The sequence below is a fragment of the Klebsiella sp. DY2415 genome (genome assembly GCF_026314315.1).
GTDB classification, from domain to species: domain Bacteria; phylum Pseudomonadota; class Gammaproteobacteria; order Enterobacterales; family Enterobacteriaceae; genus Klebsiella; species Klebsiella ornithinolytica.
This window is the reverse complement of record NZ_CP111115.1, coordinates 5,176,113-5,193,880: the sequence shown is the minus strand read 5'-3', so window position 1 is coordinate 5,193,880 and position 17,768 is coordinate 5,176,113. Positions and strand designations below refer to the sequence as shown.

Here is a 17,768-nt window from a genome sequence, read left to right as displayed (position 1 = left end):
TTTGCGTTAATCTGAGTAGCGTATTATCCAGAGACATGACGCCTCCGGTGTATACCCGTCATACTTCAAGTTGCATGAGCGTTGGCTGTCCTCGCTCACCCCAGCCACTTACTTCAGTAAGCTCCTGGGGATTCCCTGCGTCGCCGCCTGCCTGCAACTCGAATTATTGAGGGTATAAAATAAGAAAACCCAGCAAACAGGGAACACATGGAAATATTCTTCACCATACTCATTATGACCCTCGTGGTCTCTCTCTCCGGGGTGGTTACACGCGTACTGCCCTTTCAGGTTCCACTACCACTGATGCAAATCGCCATTGGCGCGCTGTTGGCGTGGCCGACGTTTGGTTTGCATGTTGAATTCGACCCCGAGCTGTTCCTGGTCCTGTTTATCCCGCCGCTGCTTTTTGCCGACGGCTGGAAGACGCCGACCCGTGAATTTATTGAGCACGGACGAGAAATCCTCGGGCTGGCGCTGGCGCTGGTGCTGGTGACGGTGGTAGGTATTGGCTTCCTCATTTACTGGATCGTGCCGGGTATTCCGCTGATTCCCGCCTTTGCCCTGGCGGCGGTGCTGTCACCGACCGATGCCGTGGCGCTGTCAGGTATCGTGGGCGAAGGGCGCATTCCGAAAAAAATTATGGGAATTTTGCAGGGCGAGGCGTTGATGAACGATGCCTCCGGCCTGGTCTCGCTGAAGTTTGCCGTCGCCGTGGCGATGGGCACGATGGTCTTTACCGTCGGCGGTGCCACGGTCGAGTTCCTCAAGGTCGCCATCGGCGGTATCCTCGCCGGGTTTGTCGTGAGCTGGCTGTATGGTCGTTCGATGCGCTTCCTCAGCCGCTGGGGCGGCGACGAGCCGGCGACGCAGATTGTTCTGCTGTTCCTGCTGCCGTTTGCCTCCTACCTGATCGCGGAACATATCGGTGTATCCGGGATCCTGGCGGCGGTGGCGGCGGGGATGACCATCACCCGTTCCGGCGTGATGCGCACCGCGCCGCTGGCCATGCGTCTGCGTGCGAACAGTACCTGGGCGATGCTGGAATTTGTCTTTAACGGCATGGTCTTCCTGCTGTTGGGTCTGCAGCTGCCGGACATTCTGTCAACGTCGCTGGTGGCGGCGGAAGCGGATCCTAATGTTGAAACCTGGATGCTGTTTACCGACATTATCCTGATCTACGCCGCGCTGATGCTGGTGCGTTTTGGCTGGCTGTGGACGATGCGCAAATTAAGCCAGCGTTTCCTGAAGAGGAAACCGATGGAATTTGGCTCGTGGACCACTCGTGAACTGCTGATCTCCTCCGTTGCCGGGGTACGCGGGGCGATAACCCTCGCCGGTGTGCTGTCGATTCCGCTGCTGCTGCCTGACGGTAACGTCTTCCCGGCCCGCTATGAGCTGATCTTTTTGGCCGCCGGGGTGATTCTGTTCTCGCTGTTTGTCGGGGTGATTGCGCTACCGATTTTGCTCCGCCACATTGAGTCGAGCGACCATGTTCAGCAGCGTAAAGAAGAGCGGCTGGCGCGCGCGGCGACGGCAGATGTGGCGATTGTCGCGATTCAGAAAATGGAGGAGCGTCTGGCGGCTGACACCAAAGAGAATATTGATAACCAGCTGCTGACCGAGGTCAGTTCGCGGGTGATTGGTAATCTGCGCCGCCGCGTCGACGGACGCAACGATGTCGAAACCTCCATCCTCGAAGAGCAGCTTGAGCGTCGGTTCCGCCTGGCGGCGCTGCGTTCAGAACGCGGAGAGCTGTATCATCTTCGTGCGACCCGGCAGATCAGCAATGAAACGCTGCAGAAGCTGCTCCACGACCTTGACCTGCTGGAAGCGCTGCTAATCGAAGATCAGTAGCAGCGTACCGCTTCCCCGGCGGCGCTACGCTGGCCGGGCGATGAATTCAGTATGACTGTTTTGTCGCCCGGCCAGGCGCAACGCGCCGCCTCCGGGCACTCACTCCAGCCAGAACGCCTTACTGCATTCCAGCCACGCCTGCGCGCTGTGCGACAGATAAACGCCTTCCCGCCAGATCATCCCCAGTTCCCAGTGCAACTCACTCTGCAGCGGTATCCAGCAAAAATTCTGCGCGTCGAGACGTTCGCAGATCGGTTGCGGCAGTATGGCCACGCCGATGCCCGCCTGCACCATGGCCGCGAGGAAGTCCCACTGTCCGCTGCGCACCGCGATGCGGGGCTTCACATCATGACAGGTAAACAGCGCCATCAGCTGCCGGCTCAGCGCGAAATCTTCGTTATAAATGACCAGGGGATGGGCGGCGAGGGCTTCCGGCGAGAGTGACTGAACGTTTTCCCACGCCTCGGTTCTCGGCGTCAGCACGCACAGCGGATGGTTGAAGAGCGGCAGCGTGCTCAGGCCGCTGTCTTCGTCTACCGGCAGCGCCGTCATGGCGAGATCCAGTTCGCCGTTGCTCACCGCCTGCTGAACCGTCAGCCCGCCGAACTCAGCAATTTTCAGCTCCACGCCCGGGTAGCGCTGGCGAAACAGGCCGATCGGTTCTGCCATCAGCATCCCGACCATCGGCGGAATCCCCAGTCTCAGGATCCCTTTGTGCAGGTGATTAATATCGCTCAGCTCCGATTCCAGCTGATGAAATTCCCCCAGAATCGCCTGCCCACGCTCAAAAACAACCCGACCGGTATCGGTCAACAGGAGCCGGCGGCCATCGCGAATCAACAGGGTGCAGTTCAGCTCATCTTCCAGATTTTTGAGCATTTTGCTGATCGTGGGCTGTGTGACGAAAAGTTTTTCCGCGGCGCGCGTAAAACTCTGCTGACGCACCACTTCGACAAAATAGCGCAGCGTTCGGATATCCATAATTATTCCCAGAGACTATACCTGTGATGATTTTAATTCATTTCTGTCCGCTCAGGCGGCTCTCTATACTGCACACCTCGCTTCTTTTTCAGGAATTTCGCTCATGGCCTTCGCGCCAGCTCGTGTGACCCCCTTCGTTGTACAGCGCCTCCAGGTCCCGGTTCAGGTGCTGATTTATGCCGGATTGTTCGTTTGCGCTGAATATTTGGTTAACTGGCTGCATCTACCGCTGCCGGCGAACCTGGTCGGTATGTTGATGCTATTGGCGCTGATTGTCTGTCGGGTTATCCCGCTAAAATGGGTGCGGGCGGGCGCGCGCTGGCTGCTGGCGGAAATGCTGCTGTTCTTTGTTCCGGCAGTGGTGGCGGTGGTCAACTATACCCAGCTGCTGATGGTCGATGGCTGGCGGATCATGCTGGTGATTGCGCTGAGTACCCTGATGGTGCTGGGGGCTACGGCATGGGTGGTGGATAAAGTGTATCGCTATGAAGTCAGCCGGATGAAGCATGAGTGATTTTCAACTGAGCGTCCTGTGCCTGGTTGTGACGCTGGCACTCTATTTCGCCAATAAGCGCCTGTATCGCCGCTTCCACAGGCTGCCGCTGATGCCGCTGGTGTTTACCCCGATACTGCTGGTGCTGATTCTGGTGTTTGGCCACATTTCCTATCAGAACTATATGGGCGAGGCCCACTGGTTGTTATGGCTGTTGGGGCCTGCAACTATCGCGTTTGCCGTCCCGGTATATGACAACCTCGCGGTCATTAAACGGCACTGGATGTCGCTGACCGCAGGGGTGACGACGGCAGTGGTGGTCGCGGTGACCAGCTCCGTGTGGCTGGCGCGACTGTTTACGCTGCCGGATGAGATTCAGCGTAGCCTGGCGGTGCGTTCGATCACGACGCCGTTTGCGCTGGCCGCGGCAAAACCGATCGGCGGTCAGCCGGAGCTGGTGGCGCTGTTTGTGGTGATCACCGGCGTGTTTGGCATGGCGGTGGGCGATGCGCTGTTTATGCGGCTCGCCATTCGTGAAGGGATGGCAAAAGGCGCTGGGTTTGGCGCCGCCTCGCACGGCGCAGGCACCGCCCGTTCATATGAGCTGGGGCCGCAGGAAGGGGTGGTGGCTAGCCTGGTGATGATGTTGTCTGGCGTGGTGATGGTACTGGCGGCACCGCTGGTGCGCCTGCTGATGTTTTAATGTTCCCCGGCCGGGCGGCCGGGGAGGGTCAGGTTAGTGCGCCTGGCCGCGTTCGATACCGATCCCGGTTTGCGAACGGATAAACTGAGCGCGGAACTGCTCGCGCTCGCGCATCCCTTCCGCCGAGTTGTCGGTGGCGGAGAAAATCCAGATACCGATAAAGGCGATAGCGATAGAGAACAGCGCCGGATACTCATACGGGAATATCGCCTTTTCGTGGCCGAGGATCTGGACCCAAATCGTCGGGCCAAGGATCATCAGAATCACGGCGGTCAGCAGCCCAAGCCAGCCGCCCACCATGGCCCCGCGAGTGGTCAGCTTCGACCAGTACATCGACAGCAGTATGATCGGGAAGTTACAGCTGGCGGCGATGGAGAAGGCCAGACCCACCATGAAGGCGATGTTCTGATTTTCAAACAAAATCCCCAGCAGAATCGCCACGACGCCCAGCACCAGAACGGTGATTTTCGAAACCCGCAGCTCATCGCGCTCGCTGGCGCCTTTGCGGAAGACGTTAGCATACAGGTCGTGAGAAACCGCCGATGCGCCCGCCAGCGTCAAGCCGGCGACCACCGCCAGAATAGTGGCGAAGGCGACCGCTGAAATAAAGCCGAGGAACAGGTTGCCGCCTACCGCATCGGCCAGGTGTACCGCCGCCATATTATTGCCGCCGATCAGCACGCCCGCGGAATCTTTGAACGCGGGATTTGCGCCCACCAGCATGATCGCGCCGAAGCCGATGATAAAGGTCAGGATATAGAAGTAGCCCATAAACCCGGTGGCGTAGAACACGCTCTTACGCGCTTCTTTCGCATCGCTCACGGTGAAGAAACGCATCAGAATGTGCGGCAGACCGGCGGTACCGAACATCAGACCGAGACCGAGCGACAGCGCCGATATCGGGTCTTTCACCAGTCCGCCTGGGCTCATAATCGCCGCCCCTTTCGGATGCACCGCCATCGCTTCACTGAACAGGTTGTTGAAGCTGAAGCCGACGTGCTTCATGACCATGAAGGCCATAAAGCTGGCGCCGCACAGCAGCAGGACGGCCTTGATAATCTGCACCCAGGTGGTGGCGAGCATGCCGCCGAAGAGGACGTAGAGCACCATCAGCACGCCGACCAGTACCACCGCGACGTGGTAGTTCAGGCCGAACAGCAGCTGAATCAGCTTGCCTGCGCCGACCATCTGAGCAATCAAATACAGCGCCACCACCACCAGCGAACCGCAGGCGGAGAGGGTACGAATCGGCCCCTGCTTAAGGCGATAGGAGGCGACGTCAGCGAAGGTGTAGCGCCCGAGGTTACGCAGGCGCTCGGCGATCAGGAACAGAATTATCGGCCAGCCGACCAGGAAACCGAGGGAGTAAATCAGCCCGTCGTAGCCGGAGGTGTAGACCAGCGCGGAAATACCGAGGAAAGAGGCGGCCGACATAAAGTCGCCGGCAATCGCCAGCCCGTTCTGAAAGCCGGTGATATTTCCGCCCGCGGTATAGTAATCGCTGCGTGAGCGAACGCGTTTTGACGCCCAGTAGGTGATATACAGCGTCAGGGCGACAAAGATCAGGAACATGACGATCGCCTGCCAGTTCGTCGGCTGGCGTTGTACCGCGCCGGTGATGGCGTCAGCGGCACTCGCGGTAAAAGGGAGCGTGGCGGCAATCGCCGTCAGGACTTTCTTCATGATGCGTGCACCTCGTTGATAACGCTTTTGGTCAGACGGTCAAAGTCTCCGTTAGCCCGCCAGACATAAATCCCGGTGAGGACAAAAGAGATAACGATAACGCCGATGCCGATCGGGATGCCTCGGGTGACGCTGGTGCCGGCATGCAGCGGCGTGCCCAGCCAGCCAGGGGCGAAAGCGATGAGTAGAATAAAGCCCACGTAGATCACCAACATAATCAGTGACAGGATGGCGGCAAACCTTTGCCGGGTTGCAACTAACTCCCTGAAATGCGCACTATCTTCTATCCGCTGACAAAGTTGCTCATTCATTACAGCGTCTCCAGAGGTACCCTTTTTGTCATCCGCGCGCTGACCGTCGGCAGCACTTATCCGCCCGGCAATGTGCTGTCGGGAAGAGAGGGTGCTTCCTGCTGTCCTGCTACGTGGAATCCTTAGGGCGTATGATTTATGTCCTCTCCCCTGACGGGGAGAGGGTGTAGGGAATGAGTCCGTTTACGACGGCATCGCAATAGCCTGCTTCTCTTCGAGCAGTTTTTCCACGACGCCCGGATCCGCCAGTGTTGACGTATCGCCGAGGTTGCTGGTATCGCCCGCGGCAATCTTGCGCAGGATACGACGCATGATCTTGCCCGAGCGGGTTTTCGGTAATGAATCGGTCCAGTGGAGCACGTCCGGCGTGGCCAGCGGGCCAATCTCTTTGCGTACCCAGTTGCGCACCTCCGCATACAGCTCCGGCGTCGGCTCTTCACCGTGATTGAGCGTGACGTAAGCGTAAATCGCCTGACCTTTGATGTTATGCGGAATACCGACCACGGCCGCTTCGGCGATTTTCGGATGCGATACCAGCGCCGATTCGATCTCTGCGGTCCCCAGACGATGGCCAGATACGTTCAGAACGTCGTCCACGCGGCCGGTGATCCAGAAGTAGCCATCTTCATCGCGACGAGCGCCGTCGCCGCTGAAATACATATTTTTGAAGGTGGAGAAGTAGGTCTGTTCAAAGCGCTCGTGGTCGCCGAACAGGGTTCGCGCCTGTCCCGGCCAGGAGTCGGCGATGGCCAGGTTACCTTCGGTCGCGCCCTCCAGCGGAGTGCCTTCATTGTCGACCAGCACCGGCTGCACGCCGAAGAACGGACGCGTGGCGGAACCCGCTTTCAGCTCAATGGCGCCCGGCAGCGGAGTAATCATGAAGCCACCGGTTTCAGTTTGCCACCAGGTATCCATCACCGGACATTTCTCGTTGCCAATCTTCTTCCAGTACCACTCCCAGGCTTCCGGGTTAATCGGCTCGCCGACCGAGCCCAGAATACGCAGAGAAGAGCGATCGGTGCCTTCGATGGCCTTATCGCCTTCCGCCATCAGCGCACGGATCGCCGTCGGCGCGGTGTAGAGAATATTGACCTTGTGCTTATCGACGACCTGACACATCCGCGCCGGCGTCGGCCAGTTCGGCACCCCTTCAAACATCAGCGTGGTGGCGCCGCAGGCCAGCGGGCCGTACAGCAGATAGCTGTGGCCGGTCACCCAGCCTACGTCGGCAGTACACCAGTAGATGTCGCCCGGATGGTAGTCGAAGACATATTTGAAGGTGGCGGCGGCATAGACCAGGTAGCCGCCGGTGGTGTGCAGCACCCCTTTGGGCTTACCGGTTGAACCGGAGGTATAGAGGATGAACAGCGGGTCTTCCGCATTCATCTCTTCCGGCTGGTGCTGGTCGCTGGCTTGCGCAATCAGGTCGCTCCACCACAGGTCGCGTCCTTCCTGCCAGTCGATTTTGCCGCCGGTGCGTTTAAGCACAACCACGTGCTCGATGCTTTTCACGTTCGGATTTTTTAACGCGTCGTCGACGTTCTTCTTCAACGGAATTGCGCGTCCGGCGCGCAGCCCTTCATCGGAAGTAATGACCAGACGCGAGTTCGAGTCAATGATACGTCCGGCAACCGCTTCGGGAGAAAAACCGCCGAAGATCACCGAGTGAATCGCGCCGATACGGGCGCAGGCCAGCATGGCGACGGCGGCTTCCGGCACCATTGGCATATAGATAGCGACGACATCGCCCTTTTTAATGCCGAGGTCGAGCAGGACGTTAGCAAAGCGGCAGACGTCGTGATGGAGCTCGCGATAAGTGATGTGTTTGCTCTGGCTGGCGTCGTCGCCTTCCCAGATAATCGCGGTCTGGTCGCCGCGTTCGGCCAGGTGGCGATCGAGGCAGTTAGCGGCAAGATTCAGCGTGCCGTCTTCATACCATTTAATAGAGACGTTGCCCGGAGCGAATGAGGTGTTCTTCACGCGCGTATAGGGCCGCATCCAGTCAAGGATTTTGCCTTGCTCACCCCAGAACGCATCCGGGTCGGTGACAGACTGGTGATACTGCGCCTTGTACTGTTCCGGGTTAATCAGGCAGCTGTCCGCAATGTTAGCGGGAATAGAGTGCTTATGTATTTGGCTCATGGCTTTTTTTCTCCTGTAGGTTGTTAAATATATGTCAAGTAAACGTTAAGAGTAGGGTCTTTCACGGCTTTGTTTGCTATTTGGGGGACAGATCACGCATTGATTCAACTGAATGAAAATCAATCAAATGAAACTTTGAAGTGAAATAATTTCAGAAATGTATTTATAGAAATGGAAGCTATGAAATTTTTTTTATAACAGATACTTATGCAACGGAAGTGGGGAAAGTTAGCGAATTTATGCAGAAACCCAGAGAAAAGCCCTGTTCTTAAACGCTTGCGTAGCATGCCGTGCAGATGATACTGATACCGCGCGTTAAAAAACCCCATAGAGCAACGCAACACAATTCATATCCCTTTCAGTGGGCATCATGACTTCCGGGAATGGTGCCTCTCATTGAGGAAGTCAGTAGTGAAGAAAAAAACAAAAGTCAGCCTGGCCTGGCAGATTTTGCTGGCCCTGGTGCTGGGTATTCTGCTGGGCAGCTATCTGCATTACCATGCCGACGGTCGTGATTGGTTAATTGCGAATTTCCTGACGCCGGCGGGTGATATCTTTATCCACCTGATCAAGATGATCGTCGTTCCGATTGTTATCTCGACGCTGGTTGTCGGGATTGCCGGCGTTGGCGACGCGAAGCAGCTGGGCCGAATCGGCGCGAAAACCATTATCTATTTTGAAGTGATCACCACCGTGGCGATCGTGCTGGGGATTACCCTGGCCAACGTCTTCCAGCCGGGTAGCGGCATTGATATGTCGCAGCTGGCCGCGGTGGATATTTCGAAATATCAAAGTACAACGGCAGAGGTGCAAAGCCACGCTCACGGCCTGATGGGAACGATACTGTCACTGGTGCCGACCAACATTGTCGCGTCGATGGCGAAAGGCGATATGCTGCCGATTATCTTCTTCTCGGTACTGTTCGGTCTGGGACTCTCTTCGCTGCCGGCGACCCATCGTGAACCGCTGGTGACCGTTTTCCGCTCCATTTCCGAAACCATGTTCAAAGTGACCCACATGGTGATGCGCTATGCGCCGGTCGGGGTGTTTGCGCTGATTTCGGTGACTGTTGCCACTTTTGGCTTCGCCTCGCTGTGGCCGCTGGCCAAACTGGTTATCCTGGTCTACTTCGCGATTCTGTTCTTCGCGCTGGTGGTGCTGGGGATCGTGGCGCGGGTATGCGGATTAAGTATCTGGATTCTGATCCGTATTCTGAAAGACGAGCTGATTCTGGCCTACTCCACCGCCAGCTCCGAGAGCGTACTACCGCGTATTATTGAGAAGATGGAAGCCTATGGCGCACCGGCTTCTATTACCAGCTTTGTCGTGCCGACCGGCTACTCGTTTAACCTCGATGGCTCAACGCTGTATCAGAGTATCGCGGCGATCTTTATTGCCCAGCTGTACGGTATTGACCTGTCGCTGTGGCAGGAAATCACCCTGGTACTGACGCTGATGGTAACTTCGAAAGGGATTGCCGGCGTGCCGGGCGTCTCCTTCGTGGTGCTGCTGGCGACGCTGGGGAGCGTAGGGATTCCGCTGGAAGGGCTGGCCTTTATTGCCGGCGTTGACCGTATCCTCGATATGGCGCGTACCGCGCTGAACGTGGTGGGCAATGCGCTGGCGGTGCTGGTGATTGCCAAGTGGGAGCACAAGTTTGACCGCAAGAAAGCGCTGGCCTATGAGCGTGAAGTGCTGGGCAAATTTGATAAAACGGCGCAATAAAATGCAAAGCCCGGCGCGACCGCGTCGGGCTCAGCGTGTTGACAAAGCGTGCTTAAATTGCCCGGCGGCGCTGCGCTTGCGCGGGCCGACAGAGCGTGTGCAAGTGTTGAGACTGCGGGTGTTGTAGGCCGGGTCAGGCGTCAGCCGCCACCCGGCAAAACGCGGGCACCGGGTTCCAACAGGTTTATCAACCGTCTCAAAGCCCGGCGCGACCGCCGGGCTTTTTCTTATCTTTTACTTATCCTGTCGAACTCTTCGCAGCCGGTATCAAACCCCTCCTGACAGCTGACATTGAGCCAGTGCAGCGCTTTCTGCTGGTTGGGTTCGATAAAGCCTTGTTCTCCCTGCAGGAACATCATCCCGGCCCAGTATTCGGCATAACCGGTACGGGACAGCGAGGAGCTGCGTTTAAAATAGTCCGTTGCCCTGGCGTCATCCTCTGTCATCTGGACGCCGCTGGCGTAAATCAGACCTAACAGCATCTGGGCGTCGACGGCGGAGTCGCTTTCCGGATCCTGGGCGGCATCCTGTAGCAGGGTGATGGCATGTGAATAGTCCGTCGGCCCGGCCTGATGGTTGACCAGCACGCGGGCCAGGATAATTTCGCCAGCCTTGCTGCCAACCTGCACCGCCTTCTCCGCCAGCTCTCTGGCCTGTTTGTAATCGGCCTGCTGCGGGTTGCGGATTTTCAGCTGGGCCAGTAGCGCCAGCGCATCCCCGTCACCGTTATCGGCCGATTTCTGCGCCCAGTATTCGGCCTGCTGATAATCACCGTAACTGACGTAGGTATCGGCAAGATAGTACTGCGCCCGCGGATCGCCGGCTTCCGCCTGGTGTTTGTACTGGCTGCCGGGATCCGTGGCACCCGCGGCAAGAGAGAACAGCATCAGAAGTAAATAGAGGTATTTCATTTTTTATTATCGGTCAGGAACACAGCGCGCAGTATAAAGGGAGGTGAAAAAGAAGAAAATGGCGGCGGCTGCCAGGTTCGATAAAAGTGGGCTGCGCCAGCTATCCCGCAACCCGGATGACGAAAATGCGCCCCCGGCCAGCATTATGTGGCCGGGGGCGCCGTCTGCCTTAACCCATTGCGCTTTCGCGCAGGCGGGCTTTCAGCCTGGTGTACTCATCAATCACATACTGCTCGGCGGCGCGCTGGTCGGCGATGCGCTCAACGTTCACGGCACAGTACTTGTACTCCGGCGTTTTGGTTATCGGGCTTAAGTTCTCCGCTACCAGCTCATTACAGGCGCCAATCCACCACTGATAGGTCATATAGACCGCCCCTTTATTCGGACGGTCGCTGACCTGCGCGCGGGTGATAATGCGGCCTTTACGTGAGTTCACCCACACCAGCGCCTCATCCTCAATACCCAGTCGCGCGGCATCGGCGGTATTGATTTGCGCATAGCCCGGTTCATCCGCCAGCGCGGCCAGCGCCGCGCAGTTGCCGGTCATGGAGCGGCACGAATAGTGGCCTACTTCCCGCACGGTGGAGAGCACCATCGGATACTCGTCGGTGAGCTTATCGATCGGCGCAACCCAGTCGCAGGTGAAGAACTGCGCCAGGCCGTTCGGGGTGTCGAACTTCTCTTTAAACAGATAAGAGGTCCCCTGGTCGGCGTCGGACTCATCGCGGCACGGCCACATCACGTAGCCCAGCTCGCCCATTTTCTCGTAGGTGGCGCCGTAAAAGTCCGGGCACAGATGCCGCAACTCGTCCCAGATCTCCTGGGTGTTGTTGTAGTGCATCGGATAGCCCATCCGGGTGGCGATTTCGCTGATGATCTGCCAGTCGGTTTTCAGGTCCCACTTCGGCTCTACCGCCTTAAAGAAGCGCTGGAAGCCGCGGTCCGCTGCGGTATAGACGCCTTCGTGCTCGCCCCACGAGGTGGACGGCAGGATAACGTCGGCCGCCGCGGCGGTTTTGGTCATGAAAATATCCTGGACAATCACCAGCTCCAGCTCTTCAAACGCTTTACGCACGGCAGAGAGCTCGGCGTCGGTCTGCAGCGGATCTTCGCCCATAATGTACGCTGCCCGTACTTCACCGTGCGCCGCGCGGTGCGGCAGCTCGCTGATGCGATAGCCGGTATGCGCCGGCAGGCTCCCGACGCCCCAGGCTCTGGCGAACTTCTCGCGGTTCTCCGGGAATTTCACGTATTGATAGCCCGGATAGGTGTCCGGCAGCGCCCCCATATCGCAGGCGCCCTGCACGTTGTTCTGGCCGCGCACCGGGTTGACGCCGGCGCTCGGCTTGCCGAGGTTGCCGGTGAGGATCGCCAGGCTGGTCAGCGAGCGCACGGTCTCCACGCCCTGATAGAACTGGGTCACGCCCATGCCCCACAGGATGGCGGCGGATTTCGCGCCGGCATACATCCGGGCACAGGCGCGGATCTCCTGCGCGCTGACGCCGGTGATGGCTTCCACCGACTCCGGCGTATAGCCTTCGACGATTTTACGATACTCCTCGAAGCCCTCAGAACGGCTGGCGACGAAGGATTTATCGTAGAGATCCTCTTCGATAATGACGTGGCCGATGGCGTTGAGCAGCGCGATGTTGGAGCCGTTTTTCAAGGCAATATGCATATCGGCAATGCGCGCGGTTTCAATCTTGCGCGGATCGCAGACGATAATCTTCGCCCCGTTGCGTTTGGCGTTAATCACGTGATTCGCCACAATAGGGTGTGAGTCGGCCGGATTGTAGCCGAAGATAAAGACGAGATCGGTGTTATCAATCTCCGTGATGGCATTACTCATGGCGCCATTACCGACCGACTGGTGCAGACCTGCAACCGAAGGGCCGTGTCAGACGCGAGCGCAGCAGTCGACGTTATTGGTACCAATAACGGCGCGCGCGAACTTTTGCATCACATAGTTGGTTTCGTTCCCCGTCCCGCGGGACGAGCCGGTGGTCTGAATGGCGTCCGGACCGTACTTCGCCTTAATGGCGCTGAGACGGGTCGCGACGTAGTCGAGCGCCTCCTCCCAGGAGACGGATTCCAGTTTTCCGCCACGCTGACGGCGGATCATAGGGGTTTTCAGGCGCGGGGTGAGGATTTGGGTATCGTTAATGAAATCCCAGCCATAATAGCCTTTCAGGCACAGGGTTCCCTGGTTGGTTTTCCCCTGTGCCGCCTCAGCCCGGACGATTTTGCCGTTATCGACCACCAGGTTGATTTTGCAACCTGATGCGCAATACGGGCAAACCGTGACGACTTTTTTCATCGGTCTTGCTCCAGTTCATCAATGGGCGCATATGCGCTATCACGCCGTCAATATGCATCTTCTATGCCATGTTTTCATTGTGGGTATTGACTGATGATACGTCGATTTTTTGGGCTAAATGCTGACGAAAAGCAGGGCGTCGTCAGTTTTGACGTGTCGAAGGGCGGTGAGATGTGACATGGATTGAAGAAACGCGATCCGGTAATGGATTTGTCGAGGGGGCTTTGCTGAATTAATCAGACAGAGATCGTTCCGTGCGGGCAGAGGCAAGTAATGAAACCGGTCATTTTGGTTGTGGATGACGACAGCGCGATTGGCGAACTGCTTAGCGATGTGCTCAGTGCGCATGTTTTTGACGTGCTGCTGTGCCAGACCGGCAGCGATGCGCTGGCGGTAGCGGCCCAGCGGACGGATATCTCGCTGGTGCTGCTGGATATGATTCTCCCCGACACCAACGGGCTGCTGGTGCTGCAACAGCTGCAGCGTAGCCGACCTGATTTACCGGTGGTGATGCTGACCGGCCTCGGCAGCGAATCCGACGTCGTAGTCGGGCTGGAAATGGGCGCCGATGATTATATTGCCAAGCCGTTCAACTCCCGGGTGGTGGTGGCGCGGGTGAAAGCGGTGCTCAGACGTAGCGGTGCGCTGGGTGCCGAAGGCGCGAGCGGCGGCACGGGATTGCTCTTTAACGGCTGGCGGCTGGATACGTTTCGCTGCGAGTTGTTTAACTCGCAACAGCAAGCGGTGCCGCTGACCCAGGGAGAGTACAGCCTGCTGCTGGCGCTGGCGCAAAACGCCCGCCGGGTGCTCAATCGCGAGCAGCTGTTGGCCCTGACCCATAGCGAAAGCACCGAAGTCTTTGACCGGACGATTGACGTGCTGATCATGCGCCTGCGGCGCAAAATCGAACCGAATCCGCATCAGCCGACGCTGATCAAAACCCTACGCGGTCTGGGCTATGTGTTCGCCGCGGATGTTATCCACGGCGACAGGGCGGCGTAGCCCCGGCAGACGCGGGGCCAGCGGGGAGACAGGACTCTTACTTCACGGTCCAGCCTTTGTAACTGCCGATATTGTTTTTATCGATCAGGGTCACCGGGATCAACACCGGTGCGGCCGGTGCCGGTTTCCCCTGCAGAATGTCATAACCGATCTCTACCGCTTTCGCCGCCATGACCTGCGGGTCCTGCGCCGGCGTCGCCACAAACAGCGAGTTTTTACGTTTCAACGCCTCTTCACCGTCCGGACTTCCGTCGACGCCAACGATAAAGAACTCATGACGCTGCGCCTGTTTTGCCGCCAGATCGGCGCCGATCGCGGTCGGATCGTTGATGGCAAAGACGCCATCGATCTTCGGATTCGCCGCCAGCAATGAGGTCATAATTTCCAGACCACCTTCACGGCTGCCTTTCGCGTTCTGGTTGTAGGAGAGCACTTTGATATCCGGGTGGCGTGCAAACTCGGCCTGGCAGCCTTCGACGCGGTTCTGCACAGCGGAAACCGGCGGCCCGTTGATAATCACGACATTCCCTTTGCCTTTCAGGCGGTCGGTGATGTATTTACAGGCCATTTCTCCCGCCTGAGTGTTATCAGAGGTGATGGTGGCATTGGCGCCTTCGGCGGCCACGTCCACCGCAACCACCACGATCCCGGCATCTTTCGCGCGTTTTACCGCAGGGCCAATCCCTTTTGAGTCGGCGGCGTTGAGGATAATCATGTCGACTTTGGCGGCAATAAAGTTATCGATCTGCGCCACCTGCTGACCCAGATCGTATCCGCTGGAGACCAGCGTCACTTTCACATTGTCTCCGGCCAGCTTACGGGCTTCCAGCTCCGCGCCTTTGGTGATTTGTACAAAGAACGGGTTGGCTAAATCCCCCACCGTGACGCCGATTGACTTCAGCTCTTTGGCCTGGGTAAAGGGCGCTGCGGCAAGCAACGCGCCGGCACAGAGTGCGGTTACTACGGGTTTCAAACGCATGCTGTTTTCCTCTGTCTGTAGGGTATTGTTGTTATGCACTTTGATGGTGTCGGGTACGGTATTTGTCGATCAGCACCGCAATGATGATCACCGCCCCTTTGATCACCAGTTGCCAGAAATAGGAGACGCCCATCAGCGTCATGCCGTTATTGAGCGTGGCGATAATCAACGCCCCCACCAGCGTGCCGGTGATAGTGCCGATGCCGCCGACGAAGCTGGTCCCGCCGAGAATAACGGCGGCGATGGCATCCAGCTCATAACCTACGCCGAGGTTGCCGTTCGCGCTGTACAGCCGCGAGGCGCTCATGACGCCGCCCAGCCCGGAGAGCAGGCCGCTCATGCCGTAAACGAACAGCAGCACCAGCCACACTTTGATCCCCGTGAGCCTTGCCGCCTGCATATTGCCGCCTACGGCGTAGATATGAACGCCAAGGGTGGTGCGGCGCAGAATGAACCAGCACACCGCTACCACCATCAGCGCGATCACCACCAGCCACGGAACCGGCCCGAGGTAATCGTTGCCGATCCATTCGAAGCTGATATCGGAGTTAATCACCGTGGTGCCGTTGGCCAGCAGATAGGCGGCCCCGCGTAGGGCTGTATAGGTCCCGAGCGTCACGATAAACGGCGGTAGCCCGGCGAAGGCCACCAGCGCGCCGTTAAACAAACCGAGCAGCAGGCCGAGCATCAGCGCCGCCGGAATGGAGAGCAGGGAGAGCTCCGGCATCAGCGACACCACCATCGCCGCCACCGCGGTGGTGCCGAGAATCGAGCCGACGGACAGATCGATCCCCCCGGTCAGAATGATGAAAGTCATCCCGGCGGCGAGCACGATGTTGATCGACGCCTGCCGGGTAATATTCAGCAGGTTGCTTTCGGTAAAGAAGTTGGGGGCGATAAAGCCAAATACCGCGACAATCAGGATTAAAATCGGCAGGATACCGACCGTTTGTACCAGATCGCCCATCAGGATTTTCTTCGCTGATACCGATTTTGCCACCGGCTGCGCGGCGGTCTCTTTCTGTGTTGTCATGGTGATACCGCCTTAAGGTGAGAGTCGTTTACGCCGGTGGCCAGCGTCATAATGCTTTCCTGGCTGATGTCGCCGGCCTGGAGTTCGCCGGCGATGCTGCCTTCGCGCATGACGTAGACCCGGTCGCTCATGCCGACCACTTCGGGAAGTTCGCTGGAGATCATCAGGATGGCCACCCCCTGGCGCGCCATCTGGGTCATGATGCGGTAAATCTCGCTTTTGGCGCCGACGTCGACGCCGCGCGTCGGTTCATCAAGCAGCAAAATGCGCGGACCGATGGCGACCCAGCGGGAGATCAGCAGCTTTTGCTGATTGCCGCCGGAAAGGCCGCCGGCCCGCACCTGTGCGTGCGGCACGCGAATATTAAGCAGGGAGATCGCATCGTCGGAGAGGGTCTGCGCCTTTTTGCGATTGAGCATACCCCAGCGGGCATCCCGTTCGAGGGTGGCCATGGTGATGTTCTCCTGCGCCGCCATTTCGAGGAACAGCCCCTGCTCCTTGCGGTTTTCGGTGAGAAAGCCGATACCCAGCTCGATGGCTGCACGCGGAGAGTGAATGACCACCGGTTCGCCGTCGATCTCGATGACGCCGCCGGTGGCCCGACGCACGCCGAAAATCAGCTGCGCCAGCTCCGAGCGGCCGGCGCCGACCAGACCGGCCAAACCGACGATTTCCCCGGCCCGTACCACCAGACTGCTGGCTTTCACTTTACCGCCGTCGGTCAAATCCTCTACCCGCAGGCGCGGCTGACCGGGCGGAATATCGCGCTCTTTATTGAACAGGTCGCTTAACGGACGGCCGACCATCATTCGCACCAGTTCGGAGGCGTTGAGCTTGTCGCGGGTCAGGCTGCCGACGTACTGGCCATCGCGCAATACGCTGACGCGGTCGGAGAGTTCATAAACCTCCGCCATGCGGTGGCTGATATAGATAATGGCCATCCCTTCATCGCGCAGGCGCAGAATCAGCTCAAACAGGCGCTGGGTCTCACGGGAGGAGAGGGCGGCGGTGGGTTCATCCATCACCAGGACCCGGCTGTTGCGATGCAGGGCGCGGGCGATCTCCACCTGCTGCTGTTCGGCAATGGTCAGGGTCATCACCCGGTCGCTGGCCTTAAACTGAGCGCCGAGACGATCTATCACCGCCTGGGCCTGATTAATCATCTCTTTGCGCTGTACCAGCCCGCCGCGCGCCAGCTCGCTGCCGAGGAAAATGTTCTCGGCGACGGTTAAATTCGGCGCCAGCTGCATCTCCTGGTAAATCAGCGTGATGCCCGCCGCAAGCGCGTCTTTTGGCCCTTTGATGGTGTGCGGTTTCCCGTCGATCAGGATCTCACCGCTGGTCGCGGTATAGGCGCCGGCGAGGATCTTCATTAGCGTGCTTTTCCCGGCGCCGTTCTCCCCCATTAAGGCGTGGATCTCACCGGGCCAGACCGTCAGATCGACGCCTTTCAGCGCATAAAACTTGCCAAAGGCTTTGGCAATATTGCGCATGGATAGTACCGGTGTCCCCTGCATGGCGGCTCTCCTGCGAGTGTGATCGAGAATCGCAGTGCACCACACGACGATAAATACAAAATGTCAGACGCCGTTCATATTTGTCATATTGATGAATAGTTAACCTGGCTCACAATT

General features: G+C 58.3%; 14 protein-coding genes. 5 read left to right on the top strand and 9 right to left on the bottom strand.

Going from position 1 to position 17,768, the window contains the following annotated elements:
* Positions 1–207 precede the first annotated feature (207 nt).
* Positions 208–1,854 carry a Na+/H+ antiporter gene (locus OQV00_RS24605; RefSeq protein ID WP_004856523.1) on the top strand — a complete coding sequence of 549 codons (1,647 nt, stop codon included), beginning with the start codon at positions 208–210 and terminating at the stop codon, positions 1,852–1,854.
* 99 nt (positions 1,855–1,953) lie between these two features.
* Here OQV00_RS24605 and OQV00_RS24600 read toward each other — a convergent pair whose 3' ends face one another.
* Positions 1,954–2,835, bottom strand: coding sequence for a LysR family transcriptional regulator (locus OQV00_RS24600; protein ID WP_004856526.1), 882 nt, complete (start codon positions 2,833–2,835; stop codon positions 1,954–1,956).
* Between the two features lie 103 nt (positions 2,836–2,938).
* Here OQV00_RS24600 and OQV00_RS24595 point away from each other — a divergent pair, with 103 nt between their 5' ends.
* Together OQV00_RS24595 and OQV00_RS24590 are read left to right on the top strand one after the other, a co-directional pair.
* Entirely contained in the window at positions 2,939–3,349 is a 411-nt protein-coding gene (locus OQV00_RS24595; protein WP_004856528.1) for a CidA/LrgA family protein, read from the top strand.
* Positions 3,342–4,031 (top strand): LrgB family protein, encoded by a 690-nt coding sequence (locus tag OQV00_RS24590; protein ID WP_004856530.1) that lies wholly within the window; start codon positions 3,342–3,344, stop codon positions 4,029–4,031. The genes OQV00_RS24595 and OQV00_RS24590 overlap by 8 nt, the downstream gene beginning before the upstream one ends.
* A gap of 33 nt (positions 4,032–4,064) precedes the next feature.
* On the opposite strand, the gene actP is transcribed toward OQV00_RS24590, so the two are convergent.
* From actP to acs, 3 genes are all read right to left on the bottom strand, one after another.
* Positions 4,065–5,714, bottom strand: a complete 1,650-nt coding sequence (gene actP, locus OQV00_RS24585) for a cation/acetate symporter ActP (RefSeq protein WP_004856532.1) — start codon at positions 5,712–5,714, stop codon at positions 4,065–4,067.
* On the bottom strand, positions 5,711–6,025 hold the full coding sequence (locus OQV00_RS24580; RefSeq protein ID WP_004856533.1) for a DUF485 domain-containing protein: 315 nt from the start codon (positions 6,023–6,025) through the stop codon (positions 5,711–5,713). The genes actP and OQV00_RS24580 overlap by 4 nt, the downstream gene beginning before the upstream one ends.
* A 183-nt stretch (positions 6,026–6,208) precedes the next feature.
* Entirely contained in the window at positions 6,209–8,167 is a 1,959-nt protein-coding gene (gene acs / locus OQV00_RS24575; protein WP_064357656.1) for an acetate--CoA ligase, read from the bottom strand.
* Between the two features lie 411 nt (positions 8,168–8,578).
* On the opposite strand from acs, the gene gltP reads away from it, so the two are divergent.
* On the top strand, positions 8,579–9,892 hold the full coding sequence (gene gltP / locus OQV00_RS24570; RefSeq protein ID WP_004856537.1) for a glutamate/aspartate:proton symporter GltP: 1,314 nt from the start codon (positions 8,579–8,581) through the stop codon (positions 9,890–9,892).
* 227 nt (positions 9,893–10,119) lie between these two features.
* Here gltP and OQV00_RS24565 read toward each other — a convergent pair whose 3' ends face one another.
* The gene (locus OQV00_RS24565; protein ID WP_004856540.1) at positions 10,120–10,803 is read right to left on the bottom strand and encodes a tetratricopeptide repeat protein; all 684 of its coding nucleotides are present in this window, start codon (positions 10,801–10,803) and stop codon (positions 10,120–10,122) included.
* Between the two features lie 169 nt (positions 10,804–10,972).
* On the bottom strand, positions 10,973–13,120 hold the full coding sequence (gene fdhF, locus OQV00_RS24560) for a formate dehydrogenase subunit alpha (protein ID WP_080636366.1): 2,148 nt from the start codon (positions 13,118–13,120) through the stop codon (positions 10,973–10,975).
* A gap of 273 nt (positions 13,121–13,393) precedes the next feature.
* Between fdhF and OQV00_RS24555 the strand changes: the two genes are divergently transcribed.
* Complete coding sequence (locus OQV00_RS24555; protein WP_015585352.1) at positions 13,394–14,122, top strand: response regulator; 729 nt, start codon at positions 13,394–13,396, stop codon at positions 14,120–14,122.
* 37 nt (positions 14,123–14,159) lie between these two features.
* Here the strand turns inward: OQV00_RS24555 and OQV00_RS24550 are convergent, their stop codons facing one another.
* The 3 genes from OQV00_RS24550 to OQV00_RS24540 are packed head-to-tail and all read right to left on the bottom strand — an operon-like array spanning position 14,160 to position 17,651.
* Positions 14,160–15,101, bottom strand: coding sequence for an ABC transporter substrate-binding protein (locus tag OQV00_RS24550; RefSeq protein WP_004856547.1), 942 nt, complete (start codon positions 15,099–15,101; stop codon positions 14,160–14,162).
* Positions 15,102–15,132: 31 nt separating this feature from the next.
* Positions 15,133–16,134 (bottom strand): ABC transporter permease subunit, encoded by a 1,002-nt coding sequence (locus OQV00_RS24545; RefSeq protein ID WP_004856549.1) that lies wholly within the window; start codon positions 16,132–16,134, stop codon positions 15,133–15,135.
* The gene (locus tag OQV00_RS24540) at positions 16,131–17,651 is read right to left on the bottom strand and encodes a sugar ABC transporter ATP-binding protein (RefSeq protein ID WP_152292908.1); all 1,521 of its coding nucleotides are present in this window, start codon (positions 17,649–17,651) and stop codon (positions 16,131–16,133) included. The genes OQV00_RS24545 and OQV00_RS24540 overlap by 4 nt, the downstream gene beginning before the upstream one ends.
* Positions 17,652–17,768: the final 117 nt, after the last annotated feature.